Source organism: Streptomyces sp. TLI_55, from assembly GCF_900206255.1.
Classification (GTDB): Bacteria; Actinomycetota; Actinomycetes; order Streptomycetales; family Streptomycetaceae; genus Streptomyces; species Streptomyces aquilus.
The window spans coordinates 1,119,393-1,134,121 of record NZ_OAOJ01000001.1 but is presented as its reverse complement, the minus strand read 5'-3'; the positions used below and the strand labels follow the sequence as shown (position 1 = coordinate 1,134,121).

At 72.4% G+C, this 14,729-nt stretch carries 12 protein-coding genes; 8 read left to right on the top strand and 4 right to left on the bottom strand.

The genetic code is table 11. From position 1 onward, the window contains the following. Window positions 1-147: 147 nt before the first annotated feature. From CRP56_RS05335 to CRP56_RS05325, 3 genes are read left to right on the top strand one after another with little or no spacing between them, the layout of a single operon-like run. On the top strand, window positions 148-840 hold the full coding sequence (locus CRP56_RS05335; protein WP_097260749.1) for a response regulator transcription factor: 693 nt from the start codon (window positions 148-150) through the stop codon (window positions 838-840). Further along, entirely contained in the window at window positions 837-2,306 is a 1,470-nt protein-coding gene (locus tag CRP56_RS05330) for an ATP-binding protein (protein WP_257040014.1), read from the top strand. Before CRP56_RS05335 ends, CRP56_RS05330 begins: the two co-directional genes overlap by 4 nt. Beyond that, on the top strand, window positions 2,303-2,905 hold the full coding sequence (locus tag CRP56_RS05325) for a hypothetical protein (protein WP_097260744.1): 603 nt from the start codon (window positions 2,303-2,305) through the stop codon (window positions 2,903-2,905). Before CRP56_RS05330 ends, CRP56_RS05325 begins: the two co-directional genes overlap by 4 nt. Here the strand turns inward: CRP56_RS05325 and CRP56_RS05320 are convergent. The 3 genes from CRP56_RS05320 to CRP56_RS05310 form a co-directional block, all read right to left on the bottom strand. Beyond that, entirely contained in the window at window positions 2,902-4,284 is a 1,383-nt protein-coding gene (locus CRP56_RS05320) for an alpha/beta hydrolase family protein (RefSeq protein WP_097260742.1), read from the bottom strand. The two genes, CRP56_RS05325 and CRP56_RS05320, sit on opposite strands and share 4 nt — an antisense overlap. After that, the gene (locus CRP56_RS05315) at window positions 4,281-5,633 is read right to left on the bottom strand and encodes an MFS transporter (RefSeq protein WP_097260740.1); all 1,353 of its coding nucleotides are present in this window, start codon (window positions 5,631-5,633) and stop codon (window positions 4,281-4,283) included. The genes CRP56_RS05320 and CRP56_RS05315 overlap by 4 nt, the downstream gene beginning before the upstream one ends. A 177-nt stretch (window positions 5,634-5,810) precedes the next feature. Next, window positions 5,811-6,581 (bottom strand): SDR family oxidoreductase, encoded by a 771-nt coding sequence (locus tag CRP56_RS05310; protein WP_097260738.1) that lies wholly within the window; start codon window positions 6,579-6,581, stop codon window positions 5,811-5,813. A 187-nt stretch (window positions 6,582-6,768) separates the two neighbouring features. Between CRP56_RS05310 and CRP56_RS05305 the strand changes: the two genes are divergently transcribed. Next, on the top strand, window positions 6,769-7,608 hold the full coding sequence (locus CRP56_RS05305; protein WP_097260736.1) for a helix-turn-helix transcriptional regulator: 840 nt from the start codon (window positions 6,769-6,771) through the stop codon (window positions 7,606-7,608). Between the two features lie 24 nt (window positions 7,609-7,632). Here CRP56_RS05305 and CRP56_RS05300 read toward each other — a convergent pair whose 3' ends face one another. Further along, a complete protein-coding gene (locus tag CRP56_RS05300) occupies window positions 7,633-8,079 on the bottom strand; it encodes a DUF6174 domain-containing protein (RefSeq protein WP_097260734.1) in 447 nt (148 codons plus the stop codon). 155 nt (window positions 8,080-8,234) lie between these two features. On the opposite strand from CRP56_RS05300, the gene CRP56_RS05295 reads away from it, so the two are divergent. From CRP56_RS05295 to CRP56_RS05280, 4 genes are all read left to right on the top strand, one after another. Next, entirely contained in the window at window positions 8,235-9,440 is a 1,206-nt protein-coding gene (locus CRP56_RS05295; protein WP_097260732.1) for a cysteine desulfurase-like protein, read from the top strand. A 4-nt stretch (window positions 9,441-9,444) separates the two neighbouring features. Next, a complete protein-coding gene (locus tag CRP56_RS05290; RefSeq protein ID WP_097260729.1) occupies window positions 9,445-9,948 on the top strand; it encodes a barstar family protein in 504 nt (167 codons plus the stop codon). Between the two features lie 28 nt (window positions 9,949-9,976). Continuing rightward, window positions 9,977-11,152, top strand: a complete 1,176-nt coding sequence (locus CRP56_RS05285) for a cytochrome P450 (RefSeq protein ID WP_097260727.1) — start codon at window positions 9,977-9,979, stop codon at window positions 11,150-11,152. Between the two features lie 92 nt (window positions 11,153-11,244). Continuing rightward, window positions 11,245-14,619, top strand: coding sequence for a pyruvate carboxylase (locus CRP56_RS05280; protein ID WP_179850958.1), 3,375 nt, complete (start codon window positions 11,245-11,247; stop codon window positions 14,617-14,619). Window positions 14,620-14,729 lie beyond the last annotated feature (110 nt).

Below are 14,729 nucleotides of genomic sequence, written 5' to 3'. Positions count from 1 at the left end.
AAGCCCTCCGGCGATGACTGCTGACGGGTTTTCGCTTGTGCTTGGTCACGTCGATCACGTTGTGATCGGAATGTGATCGGACCTGGCCCGGCGGATAACGAAAGGGTAACTCCCGTGGCTGGTGGTGCCCTTGTGGATACTGACCCCATGCCACGCGTGCTGTTGATCGAAGACGACCGTGCCGTCCGTGAGGGCGTCGCCCTGGCGCTGCGCCGTCAGACCCACGACGTCGCCGCCGCCTCGACGGGGGAGGAGGGGGTGGAGCAACTGCGGTCGTTCCGACCGGACATCGTGGTCCTCGATCTGATGCTGCCCGGCATGACCGGACTCGACGTCTGCCGCGCGATACGCGCCGTCGACCAGGCGTTGCCGATCATCATGGCCACCGCCCGCGGCGACGAGGTGGACATCGTCATCGGCCTGGAGGCGGGGGCCGACGACTACGTCGTCAAACCCGTGACCGCCCGGGTGCTCGACGCCCGCATCCGCGCTGTCCTGCGCCGCTCGGGCGGTGTGCCCGCAGGCGAAGGGTTGCCGAAGATCGACACGTACGGCGAACTGACCGTCGACCGCGCCGGGTTGACCGTCAGACTGAGCGGTGAGCCGATCGCGCTCGCCCCCTCCGAACTGCGACTGCTACTCACGCTCTCCGCGTCGCCGGGCCAGGTGTTCAGCCGGCAGCAGCTGCTGGAGGCGGTCTGGGAGCACGACTTCCACGGGGACGCCCGTCTGGTGGACGCCTGCGTCAAGCGGCTGCGCACGAAGATGGCCGAACCGCCGCGCGCGCCCCGGTACATCCACACGGTCCGCGGGTTCGGCTACCGCTTCGCGGCCCCGTGAAGCACCGCCGACTGCGCGGGCTACGGCCGCGTCTCGTCGTTGCCTTCGGGCTGGTCGCCGCTGTCGCCGCCGCCACGACCGGTGCGCTGACCTTCCGGGAGGCCCGCATCGGGGTCCTCCAGCAGAGCCAGGACGCGGTGATCGGGCAGTTGCGGGCGCAGTTGAGCGAGCGCGCCCCCGAACTCCCCTACCCTCCAGGTGGGTCCGCGCTTCAGCAGTTCGCGACGGACGTCGCCGCCGCCGACGCGTCGGGCAGCTGGCGGGTGCTGGTGACGTACCGGGAGCTGCGCGCCTCCTCCGTGCCCGGTGACCGCTTCCCCGAGCTGACGCCCGCCGTCCGTACGGCCGTCGCCGCCAGCCGGGCCACCGTCTTCCAGCGGGTGAACGAAGGCGGCCGTCCCTCCCTGGTCGTCGGCATGTCGGTCACCTTCGGCGACCCGGACGGGTCCCGGCTGGCATCCGGCGTCCGGGTGTTCCTGGTCGTGCCGCAGACCACGGAACAGGCCTACGTCGACGCCCTGGTCAGCGCCGTCGAACGGGCCATGGTGCCGGCCCTGGGCCTCGCCGTGGTGCTCGCGCTGTTCGCCGCCCGGGGCGTGCTCGTGCCGGTGCGGGCGCTCCGGCAGGCCACCCGGCGGATGGCCGAGGGGCGCCTCGACACCCGGCTCGACGTCCACGGTTCCGACGAACTCGCCGAGCTGTCCCACGCGTTCAACGAGACGGCCGCCGCGCTGGAGACGTCGGTCGCGGAGCTGCGCGAGATGGAGGCGCGGGCCCGGCGCTTCGCCGCGGACGTCTCGCACGAGCTGCGCACGCCGCTCGCCGCGATGTCGGCCGTCACCGACGTCCTGGACGAGGACGCCGCCCGACTGGACCCCGACACGGCCACCGCGGTGCGGCTGATCAGCGAGGAGACCGTCAAACTCACCCGTCTCGTCGACGACTTGATGGAGATCTCCCGATTCGACGCGGGAGCGGCGGTGCTGCACCTCGACGAGATCGACCTCGCCGAGTCGATCCGGCGCACACTCGCCGCCCGCGGCTGGTCGGACACGGTGGGCACACGGTTGCCGCCTCCCGACGCGGCCCGCGGGCGCGTGGACCCACGCCGTCTCGACGTGGTCGTCGCCAACCTGGTCGGCAACGCGCTCAAGCACGGCGGCGCACCGGTGCGCGTCCACCTGGACGTGCCCGATTCCGGCGAGCGCAGGGCCGTCATCGAGGTGCGCGACGGCGGTCCCGGTATCCCGGACGACGTCCTGCCGCATGTCTTCGAGCGGTTCTACAAGTCCGACACCGCCCGCAGCCGCTCCGAGGGCAGCGGCCTCGGTCTGGCGATCACCGCCGAGAACGTCCGCATCCACGGCGGCACCGTCCGCGCGGCCAACCATCCGGAGGGCGGTGCCGTCTTCACCGTAGAACTCCCTTTGCAGCGCGACGAGTTGTCCGAGGAGTACCCGTCATGAACGCACCACGCCGCCTCGCGCTGCTCGCGGTGCCGGCGCTTCTCGCGCTCGCCTCGTGCGACATCCCCACGACCGGCGTGGTGGAGGCCGGCGAGCCCGCGAGCGGGATCCGGCCGATCACGCCGGTCTACTTCGTGTACGACGACGCGCTCGTCGCGGTCCCGCGCACGACCGCGTGGCCGGGGAACGCCGGGGACGCGGTGCGGCTGCTGCTGCGGGGGCCGACGCCCGGGGAGGCGGGGAAGCGGCTGGCCACGGAGATCCCGGAGCGCCGGGCGACTCCGGCCGCGCCGGCACCGACCGCCACCGAGCCGGCCGCCAGTGATCCCCCACGGCCGTCGCCGACGGACGCGCCCACCGACCTGCAAGGGCAGACGCCGACGGACGACCCCACCGCCGACGTGCGCGGTGACCGGATCACCCTCCGACTGCCCCTCGGCACCGGCCCGTTGAACCCCCTCGCGACCCGGCAGGTCATCTGCACGGCCGCAGGCGCCCACCGGGTCACCGCCCCGTCCGCCGCCCCGGTCACCGTCGAGGTGACCGACGGCAGCGGATGGCACGCCACCGGGACCGACGAGGACTGCCCCTCCCTCTAGCGCCCGTCGCCCGGGTGCGCGAGGTCGTAGGGCCGCAGGTACGGCGTCGGGCGGTACGTCGCATAGCGGGCCGGAGTGGTGGAATCGGCCGCGGCGGAACGGGCGTTGAGGGCGGCGGCATCCGTGGCCGGCCACTTGCCGGTGCCGATGCGGTCCTCCAGCGTGTGCAGGGCGCCGAGTTGCTCGGCCGGGCTGAACGTGCAGTGCCCGGCGTTGTCGACGTACGCCTGCCGCAGCAGGGCGGACGTTCCGGCGGCGGTGACCGCGCGCTTGAGGGCGCTCTCCGTCTGGACCGGGACGAGGGCGTCGCCGATGGTGTGGATGTCCAGCTGCGGCTTGGTCAGCTTGCCGGTGAAGGCGCTCGTGCCCCTCATCCAGGCGGCGGCGGACGGATCGGCGGAGATCCGCGGCGCCTTGTTGAGGGTGGCGAGGTCCGCCCGCAGCGACAGACCCGCCTTCTTGTACAGCTCGGTGACCTCCTTGCGGACGGAGGACTGGCCGAGGAGCCGCGCGTAGTCCACGCCGGTGTTCCAGGACATGTTGCCGCCCGCCCGGGTCTCGGCCTCCAGCCGCCAGCTGAACGCGGGGACCTGCACCAGGCCCTTGAGGGCGCTGTACTGGTTGGCCTGCTGACCGTCCCAGTCGGTGGCGGCGGGCCGGGTCTGGGAGGGGTCGTTCCAGACCGGGATGTTGTGCAGGGCGGCGGCCAGCGCGATCCGGGCCCGCCCCGCGGCCGTGGTCTGCGCCGAATCCACCGCGGCCGTCAGCGTGTTGGCGGCGCTGGTGGCCGCAGCCTGGTCCGGGATGTCGACGAGCGGGATGCCGGAGTCGGGCGCGAGGAGCGTCTTGAGGGCGAAGACCGGGTCGAGGGTGTTGTTCCAGTTGGCGACGCCGCCGTGGACGAGGCCGCACATCGACAGGGAACCGTCGATGCGCCGCGGGGCGCGCTCGGCGAGGGCGGTGGTGACGAGCCCGCCGTACGACTGCCCCCACGCGATGGTCCGGCGGGCCGCTCCGAAGCGGTCCTTGAAGGCGGCGAGGGTGGCCAGCTGGTCCGGCACCGCGTCCGTCACCGCCCAGCCGGTGCTCGCGTAGGAGGAGCCGACGAGGGCGTAACCCTGCTGGAGCAGAAGGGACTTGGTCGGGTCGTTCGGCGCGTTCTGAGCGGGGTTGGGGCTGCCCTTGGGGCGGTAGCCGTGGCTGAAGAGCAGGACGGTGCCGTTCCAGTCGGCGGGCACGTCCATCATGTACGCCACGCCGGAGGGGAGTTGCCCCTCGACGTGGCTGGTCTCCGCGGGGGCCGCCGCTGCCGTGGCGGGCAGGGCGGCGACGGCGAGCAGGAGTGCCAAGGCGGACGCCGTGCGGGTACGGGTCGTCATGCGGAGATCTCCTCCGTGTGGGGGGTGGTGGGCTGTGCGGTGGGCTCGGTGAGGGTCGTGCGGTGGGTCTCGCGGACGAAGCACACGGTGATCGCGGTGATCACGGCGCCCCCGCACAGCAGCCAGGCGACCGGCGTGCCGCTGTCGCTGCCCGCCACCAGGCTCCCGGCGATCATGGGGGAGAAGCCGGCGCCGATGAGGGTCGCGCCCTGGTAGCCGAGCGAGGCGCCGGTGTAGCGGACCTTGGTGCCGAACATCTCGGTGAGCAGGGCGCCGAGCGGGCCGTACATCGTGGACTGGGCGATGCCGTGACCGAGGACGACCGCCAGGATCAGCAGCCCCGGCGACTTCGAGTCGACCAGCGCCAGCACCGGGAAGGCGAGCGCGGCCGAGGCGACGGCTCCGACGAGGACCACCGGGCGGCGGCCGACCCGGTCCGAGAGCGCGGAGGCGCACGGCAGCACGACGAGGGCGACACAGGCGGAGACGGTGAGGGCGTCCAGCACCTGCGGACGGGCGTATCCGATGCCCGTGGCGTACGCGATCATGTAGCTGGTCAGCAGCGACTGGGCGGTGAAGGCGCCGATGCCGACGCAGCAGGCCAGCAGCACCGGGCGCGGGTTGCGCAGCACGTCGAGGATCGGCAGCCGAGACTCGGCGCTGTCCTTCTTCACCTCGGCGAACAGCGGGCTCTCCACCACCTTCAGCCGGACGAACATGCCGACGCCGAGCAGGACGACGCTCAGCAGGAACGGCAGCCGCCAGCCCCAGGCCGCGAACTCGTCCTTCGGGAGCGTCACGACGTACGCCACGACGGCCGTGGACAGCAGGGAGCCGAGCGGGGCGCCCATCTGCGTGAAGCTGGACCACAGGCCGCGGCGCCGCTCCCCGGCGTGCTCGACGACCATCAGCGTGGCGCCGCCCCACTCGCCGCCGATCGCGATGCCCTGGACGACGCGCAGGGCGATCAGCAGGACCGGCGCCCACACGCCGATCGTGTCGTACGTGGGCAGCAGGCCGATGAGGAAGCTGGCGCCGCCCATCAGGCCCATCGTGAGCAGCAGCATCGACTTTCGGCCGAGGCGGTCGCCGAAGTGGCCGAAGAGGATGCCGCCGAGGGGCCGGGCGACATAACCGGCGGCGAAGGTGCCGAAGGCGGCGATCGTGCCCACGGCCGGGTCGGCGCCCGGGAAGAACAGTTCGCCGAAGACGAGCGCGGCGACGGTTCCGTAGACGAGGAAGTCGTAGAACTCCACGGCTGTGCCGAGCAGCCCGGAGAGGGCCACTCGGCGCAGCTGGCGGGTCCGTTCGGAGGCCGTGGGCGGTGCGGCGACGGGGGACGAGGGCATCGCGGTCTCCCTTGAGAGCGGTCTGCCATGAGAGGGGTGACCGCTTGAGAGCGGTGACCCTTGAGAGCGGTCTCTCATGACCGGGGAAGGACACCGCGAAATTAGGCCCTCACGTAACTGCCGTCAATAAAGTGCACAACATTGGCCGGAGGTCTCCGGCGTCCCACGCCGTGGCGATCAGTTCGCCTGGCCGGTCGGCATGACCGTGACCTGCTGGACGTTCACCCGCGGCGGCAGCGACGCGATGAACCCGACGGTCTCGGCGATGTCTTGCGGGACCAGCCACTCCATCGACTCCCGGGCACCGTCCAGCCAGGCGCGGGCGCCCTCGTCGGTGACATGGCCCTGGAGCTCGGTGCCGACGATGCCCGGCTCCAGCGCCGAGACACGGACGTTCTTCGGACCCAGCTCGACCCGGAGGTGCCGGGAGAGATGGCTGACGTACGCCTTCGTCGCGGAGTAGACGGCGAAGGTCGGGAAGACGTTCTGGGCCGCGATCGACGAGGTGTTGATCAGATCGGCCACACCGCGCTCGGCGGCCGACGCCACCAACTGCGGTGTGAAGGCCGCGATGGCGTTCATCAGCCCGTTGACGTTGAGGTCGATCTGCTGCCGCCACTGCTCCGTCGCCAACTCCTCGACGGGGGCGGGGAGCATGACGCCGGCGTTGTTGAACAGCAGGTCGGCGCCCCCGAGTTCGGCCGCCACCCGGTCGGCGGCCGCCTGGACCGCCGCCGCGTCGGTGACGTCCACGGAGAGGGCGAGGGCCTGGCCGCCGTTCTTCTCGATCCGGGCGACCAGATCGTCCAACCGCCCGGCGCGACGCGCCAGTACGGCGACCCGGGCGCCCAGCGCGGCCAGGTGCTCTGCGGAGGCCTCGCCGAGGCCGCTGGAGGCGCCGGTGACGACCGCGACCCGGCCGGAGAGGGGGAGTGCGGAGGTGGTCATGAGGAATGCCTTCCGAGGTATGGATCACGGAACGAGGGGGCCGCTGCGGCCCTCATCCAGACAACCGCCCGCCGAGCCCCCGCAGGGCCCCGGAAAGTGCCCTGACCGGGCAGGTATCCGCGAGGCAGGTACCGGCAGGACCACCCACGCCCGGGCAGCTCACGTCCGCCTTCGGCAGACTGGACGCATGGACGACCGTGGCAGAGAACTCGCCGACTTCCTGCGCTCCCGCCGGGCCCGCCTCACCCCCGACCGGGCCGGGCTGCCCGAGGACGGCCGGGCCCGCCGGGTCCCCGGACTGCGCCGCGACGAGGCGGCCCGCCTGGCCGGGGTGAGCACCGAGTACTACACCCGCCTCGAACAGGGCCGCGCCCAGAACCCCTCACCCGAGGTCGTCGAGGCCCTCGCCCGCGCCCTCCAGCTCGACCTGTCCGAGCGGGAGCACCTCACCGACCTGCTGGCCCGCCCGTCCGCGCCGCGCCGCGCCCCGGTCGCCCCGCAGCGGGTCCGGCCGGGCCTGCACCTGATGCTCCAGACCCTCGACCACGTGCCCGCGTTCGTCCTGGGCCGCCGAACCGACGTCCTGGCCGCCAACCTCCTCGCCCGCGAGGTCCTCACCGACTTCGAGGCGCTCCCCGCCAACCGCCGCAACCTGGCCCGCTACTACCTCCTCGACCCCGAGGCCCGCACCCGCGTCGGCGACTGGGAGCAGATCGCCACCGACACCGTCGCCGTGCTGCGCCTGGAGGCCGGACGGTATCCGCAGGACCGGCAGTTGGCCGACCTCGTCGGCGAACTCACCCTGAAGTGCCCCGAGTTCAGCGGCTGGTGGAACGACCACCGAGTCCTCCACCGCACCCACGGAACCAAGCACTACCACCACCCCCTCGTCGGCGAACTCCACTTCTCCTACGAGTCCTTCGAACCGCCCGGCGACACCGACCAGACCCTGTGCGTCTACAACGTCGAGCCGGGTTCGGAGACGGAGGCCTCGCTCCGGCTGCTCGGCGCCATGAGCATCCGCTGAAAGGGAGTCGTGGGGCGCGAGCAGCTAGACGGGGTCGTACGACTCGACGACGTACCGTTCCTCGTCGTCGACCGCGTTCTCGTCCCAGTCCAGGAAGATCCGCTCCGGGTGCCCGTCGGCCGCGTACTCGGCCTGCGCGGTGTCCGCGCCGTCGCTCCGGGCCTGCTTCAGTACGCCCAACAGCGCGCCGAGGGTGGGTACTTGGTCCGGCGTCCGCTTGACCAGCCGGCGTGCGCTGTCGTCCAGGCCGACCGCCTTCGTGACCTTGCCGTCCCTGACGGTGACCCGGAACCTGCCGATGAGGGACCGTTCGCCCTCGGTGGACGTCAGGGTGTAGGTGTACGCGGCGGGTTCCTCCCACGTCGCCTCCTTCCCGGCCGGGGCCGAGGAGGTCTCCGCGCCGCAGGCGGCCACCGTGCAGATCAGTCCGGCCGCGGCGAGCAGCCCGGCACCCATGCGTACGACCGTCATCGTGGTCCCTTCGTTCGTCGCCCCCCGTGGAGCACGTCACTCCTGGGACGCCGCTCGCCCCTCGGACGTTCGGGCGCCGTCACGCGGGGGCGATGTCGCCCGCGCCCGCGTGATGAGGTTGACTCGTGCACCGGCCACCCTCGAAGGAGCTGCACGTGACGTACGACATCGCCGCCCTCCGCTCCCGGTTCCCCGCCCTCGCGGCCGGCACGGCCCACTTCGACGGCCCCGGCGGCACCCAGACACCCCGGCCCGTCATCGACGCCATCGCCGACGCCCTGGCCCACCCGCTGTCGAACCGCGGTCACGGTGTGCCGGGGGAGCGCAACGCCGAGACGATCGTCACCGAGACGCGTGCCGCCCTCGCCGACCTGCTGGGCGCGGAGGCGTCCGGGATCGTCTTCGGCCGCAGCGCCACCCAGCTCACCTACGATTTCTCCCGCACCCTCGCCAAGGCCTGGTCGCCCGGCGACGAGGTGGTCGTCACCCGGCTCGACCACGACGCGAACATCCGACCGTGGGTGCAGGCCGCCGAACGCGTCGGAGCCGTCGTGCGCTGGGCCGACTTCGACCCGGCCACCGGCGAGCTGACCGTCGACGACATCCGCGCGGTGCTCTCCGAGCGGACCCGGCTCGTCGCCGTCACCGCCGCCTCCAACCTCATCGGCACCCGCCCCGACATCCCCGCGATCTCCCGACTGGCCCACGAGGCAGGGGCGTTGGTCTACGTCGACGGCGTCCACCACACCGCGCACGCCCTGCTCGACCTGCCGCAGCTCGGCGCCGACTTCTACGTCTGCTCCGCCTACAAGTTCCTCGGCCCGCACCACGGAGTCCTCGCCGCCCGCCCGGAGTTGCTGGAGACCCTGCACCCCGACAAGCTCCTGCCGTCCACCGACGTCGTCCCGGAACGCTTCGAACTGGGCACGCTGCCCTATGAGTTCCTGGCCGGCACCCAGGCGGCCGTCGACTTCCTCTCGGGCATGGACACCGAGGCCACGGGGACGCGACGCCAGCGCCTGGAGGCGTCGTTCACGGGGCTCGAAGCCCATGAGCAGCTCCTGCGGGCGCAGTTGGACAAGGGGCTGGCCGCGCTCGACGGGATCACGATCCACTCCCGGGCCGCCGACCGCACGCCCACCCTGCTGCTGACCTTCGAGGAACACGGCACGGTGGACGCCTACCGCTTCCTCGCCGACCGCGGCGTCCACGCGCCGTCCGGCTCCTTCTACGCGATCGAGGCCTCCCGGCGGCTCGGCCTCGGCGACACCGGCGGGCTGCGCATCGGCCTCGCGCCCTACAACGACACGGACGACGTCGACCGGCTCCTGACGGGCCTGGCCGACTTCCTGGCGCGCTGAGGCCATGAACGCCTGGCTCACCGAGCGCCGCCCGCCATGGGTCGTCCTCACCGACCGCGGCGACCCTCGGATGGCGGCCGAGAGCGCCGAGCTGGTGGCGCGGGGCGGACGTGTGTTCCGCCTGGACGGGCGTCAACTGGTCACCCAGGAAGCCGTGTTCGCCGCCTTCGCCGACGAGCTCTCCTTCCCCGGCTACTTCGGCCGCAACTGGGACGCGCTATGCCAGGCCGCCTGGCAGGCCAACCTGCGGCTCGACGGCGACGCCATGCCACAGGACCTGGCCGCGTTCGCCCTGCACTTCGTCCTTCTCCTCGACGAAACCCCGCCCGCCGCCTTCGCCCCGGCCGTGGCGAGCGGCATGGACGTGCGCGTGGCCCTCGACGCGGGACGTCTGACGGCGACCCTCAGCAGCGAGGACCGGCCCACGCCCCCGGACCCGCCCCGCCCGGGGGCGTCGGCTGTGACCGCTCCCGAACTCCCTGCCCCCCGCCCGGAGCGCCACCTGTGACCGCCCCCGACCCCCGCCCGGAAGTGTGATGAGCGTTCTCGAATCGTTCCCGTTGGGTGCCGCGACCACCCTCGACGAACTCGCCGGTGACCCCCACCCCCGCCTCGCCCTGCTCCGCGCCCACGAGCCCGTGTCCTGGCTGCCCGAGCTCGACGGCTGGCTGGTGACCCGGCGGGATCTCGCGCTGACCGTGATGCGGGACGCCAGGACCTTCACCGTCGACGACCCCCGCTTCTCCACCGCCCAGGTGGTCGGCCCGAGCATGCTCTCCCTCGACGGCCCCGAGCACGCCCGGCACCGCGACCCCTTCGCCGCCCCCTTCCGGCCACGGCAGACCCACGACCGGTTCGCCGCGTTCGTCGAGCAGGAGACCGACCGGCTCGTCACCGTCCTCGAACCGGCCGGCGCCGCCGAACTGCGCCGCTCCTTCGCCGGCCCGCTCGCGGTCGCCGTCGTCACCGAGGCGCTCGGTCTGTCCGGCGTCAGCACCGACACCGTCCTGGCCTGGTACGAGGCCATCGTGGCGTCGGTCTCCGACATCACCGCCGGCCACGCCCCCAGCCCGGCCGGCACCGCCGCCTACGCACAGCTGAGGGCCGCCGTGGACACCACCCGCGGCACGTCCTCCCTGCTCGGCGCCGCCGCCGACCGGCTGTCCCTGCCCGAAATCGCCTCCAACGCCGCGGTCCTGATGTTCGGTGGCATCGAGACCACCGAGGCGATGATCACCAACGCCGTACTCCACCTCTTGCGCCACCCCGATCAACTCGCCCTCGTCCAGGCCGAGTCCGACCTCCTCGACGGGGCGATCGAGGAGTCCCTGCGCCTCGAACCCGGCGCCGCCGTCGTCGACCGCTACGCCACCCGCGACACCGACCTGGGCCCGGCGACGATCCGGCGCGGCGACCTGGTCACCGTCTCCCTCGCCGGCGCCAACCGCGACCCGGCCGTCTTCCCCGACCCCGACCGCTTCGACGTCCGCCGCGAGAACGCCCGCCTCCAACTGGCCTTCGCCCACGGCCCCCATCACTGCATCGCCGCCCACCTGGCCCGTCTGGAGACCCGCGTCGCCCTGCGGACTCTCCTCGCCCGGCTTCCGGGCCTGCGCCTGGACGAGGGGCATGCGGCGGCACCGTACGGTCTGGTCTTCCGGAAGCCGGCCGCGCTGCACGTACGGTGGGGTCACAACGGGCAAACAGGTTAAATCTCCGTTTCCGAGTGACCTGCCTCTCATGGCACCCGGGGGCCGTAGCCGCGACCATGGTGTCCGTCACCGGCAGGCCGAAGGGATCGGGAATGCTCCGCAAGGTACTGGTAGCCAACCGAGGCGAGATCGCGATTCGCGCCTTCCGCGCCGGCTATGAACTGGGCGCGAGGACCGTCGCCGTCTTCCCGCACGAGGACCGCAACTCACTGCACCGGCTCAAGGCCGACGAGGCGTACGAGATCGGTGAGCCGGGGCACCCGGTGCGGGCCTACCTCTCCGTCGAGGAGATCGTCCGCGCCGCCCAGCAGGCCGGTGCCGACGCCGTCTACCCGGGCTACGGGTTCCTCTCCGAGAACCCCGAGCTGGCCCGCGCCTGCGAGGAAGCCGGGATCACCTTCGTCGGACCCAGCGCGGAGATCCTCGAACTCACCGGCAACAAGGCGAGGGCGGTGGCCGCGGCCCGAGCCGCCGGCGTGCCCGTCCTCGGTTCCTCCGAGCCCTCCAGCGACGTCGACGAGCTGGTCCGGGCCGCCGACGACATCGGCTTCCCGGTGTTCGTGAAGGCCGTCGCCGGTGGCGGCGGGCGCGGTATGCGGCGCGTCGAGGACCCGGCCCAGCTGCGGGAGTCCATCGAGGCGGCGGCCCGCGAGGCGGCCTCCGCGTTCGGCGACCCGACTGTCTTCCTGGAGAAGGCCGTCGTCGACCCCCGCCACATCGAGGTGCAGATCCTCGCCGACGGCCAGGGCAACGTCATCCACCTCTTCGAGCGCGACTGTTCCGTCCAGCGCCGCCACCAGAAGGTCATCGAGCTGGCCCCGGCGCCGAACCTCGACCCGGAGCTGCGCGACCGCATCTGCGCTGACGCCGTCCGCTTCGCCCGTGAGATCGGCTACCGCAACGCCGGCACCGTGGAGTTCCTCCTCGACCCCGCGGGCAATCACGTCTTCATCGAGATGAACCCGCGCATCCAGGTCGAGCACACGGTCACCGAGGAGGTCACCGATGTCGACCTCGTCCAGTCCCAGCTGCGGATCGCCGCCGGTGAGTCGCTCGCCGACCTGGGGCTCTCCCAGGAGACGGTCACCCTGCGCGGCGCCGCCCTCCAGTGCCGGATCACCACCGAGGACCCCGCCAACGGCTTCCGCCCGGACACCGGCCGCATCAGCGCCTACCGCTCCCCGGGCGGCTCCGGCATCCGCCTCGACGGCGGAACCACCCACGCCGGTACGGAGATCAGCGCCCACTTCGACTCCATGCTGGTGAAACTCACCTGCCGGGGCAGGGACTTCGCCACCGCCGTCAAGAGGGCCCGGCGCGCGGTCGCCGAGTTCCGCATCCGCGGCGTGGCCACCAACATCCCGTTCCTCCAGGCCGTGTTGGACGACCCGGACTTCCAGGCGGGCCGCGTCACCACGTCGTTCATCGAGCAGCGCCCCCACCTGCTCACCTCCCGCACCTCCGCGGACCGCGGCACCAAGCTGCTCACCTACCTCGCCGACGTCACGGTCAACAAGCCGCACGGCGAGCGCCCCCAGCTCATCGAGCCCACGAGCAAGCTGCCGCGGCTCACGGGCGAGGTGCCGGCCGCCGGTTCGAAGCAGAGGCTCACCGAGCTCGGCCCGGAGGGCTTCGCCCGCTGGCTGCGCGAGTCCCCGACCATCGGCGTCACGGACACCACCTTCCGCGACGCCCACCAGTCGCTGCTCGCCACCCGCGTGCGCACCAAGGACCTCCTCGCCGTCGCCCCGGTCGTCGCCCGCACCCTGCCCGAGCTGCTCTCCCTGGAGTGCTGGGGCGGCGCCACCTACGACGTGGCGCTGCGCTTCCTCGCCGAGGACCCGTGGGAGCGGCTCGCCGCCCTGCGCGAGGCCGTCCCCAACATCTGCCTCCAGATGCTGCTGCGCGGCCGCAACACCGTCGGCTACACCCCGTACCCGACCGAGGTGACCGACGCCTTCGTACAGGAGGCCGCCGCCACCGGCATCGACATCTTCCGCATCTTCGACGCGCTCAACGACGTCGGCCAGATGCGCCCCGCCATCGAGGCCGTACGCGAGACCGGCACCGCGATCGCCGAGGTCGCCCTCTGCTACACGAGCGACCTGTCCGACCCGAACGAGCGGCTCTACACCCTCGACTACTACCTGCGGCTCGCCGAGCAGATCGTCGAGGCCGGCGCGCACGTCCTGGCCGTCAAGGACATGGCCGGTCTGCTGCGGGCGCCGGCCGCCGCCACCCTCGTATCGGCGCTGCGGCGGGAGTTCGACCTGCCGGTGCACATCCACACCCACGACACCGCGGGCGGCCAGCTCGCCACCTACCTGGCCGCGATCCAGGCCGGCGCGGACGCCGTGGACGGGGCGGTGGCCTCCATGGCCGGTACGACGTCCCAGCCGTCGCTGTCGGCGATCGTCGCCGCCACCGACCACTCCGCCCGGCCCACCGGCCTCGACCTGCTCGCGGTCGGCGACCTGGAGCCGTACTGGGAGAGCGTCCGCCGGATCTACGCCCCCTTCGAGGCGGGCCTCGCCTCGCCGACCGGGCGGGTCTACGACCACGAGATCCCCGGCGGGCAGCTCTCCAACCTGCGCACCCAGGCCGTCGCGCTCGGGCTCGGCGACCGCTTCGAGGACATCGAGGCGATGTACGCCGCCGCCGACAAGATCCTCGGCCACCTCGTCAAGGTCACCCCGTCGTCCAAGGTCGTCGGCGACCTCGCCCTGCACCTGGTCGGTGCCGGGGTGTCGCCGGAGGAGTTCGAGGCGACTCCGGAGCGGTTCGACATCCCCGACTCGGTCATCGGCTTCCTCCGCGGCGAGCTGGGCACCCCGCCCGGCGGCTGGCCGGAGCCGTTCCGCACCCGGGCCCTGGAGGGCCGCGCCGCCCCCAAGCCGGCGCCGGAACTGACCGCCGAGGACCGCGACGGCTTGGAGAAGGACCGCCGCGCCACCCTCAACCGGCTCCTTTTCCCCGGCCCCACGCGGGAGTTCGAGACACACCGTCAGACCTACGGCGACACCAGCGTCCTCGACAGCAAGGACTTCTTCTACGGGCTGCGCCCGGGCCAGGAGTACGCCGTCGACCTGGAGCCCGGCGTCCGCCTGCTGATGGGTCTGGAGGCCGTGGGCGAGGCCGACGAGCGCGGCATGCGGACCGTGATGTCCACGCTCAACGGCCAGTTGAGGCCCATTCAGGTCCGCGACGTCGCCGTCTCCTCCGACCTCCCCGTCACCGAGAAGGCAGACCGCTCCAACCCCGGCCATGTCGCCGCCCCGTTCGCCGGTGTGGTGACCCTCGCGGTCACCGAGGGCGAAGAGGTCGCGGCCGGCGGCACGGTCGCCACCATCGAGGCGATGAAGATGGAGGCCGCGATCACCGCGCCCAAGGCGGGCAAGGTCTCCCGGCTGGCCATCAACAAGATCCAGCAGGTGGAGGGCGGCGATCTGCTGTTCGTGATCGGCTGAGCCGCCCGGGCGGATTTCCCGATCGAGTGGTGACGGGCGTCACACCGGCGTACGGTCGTCTAGTGGACGGCACCGTTCACTGACCCGTGGTGACGGTGCCACTCCCGAGA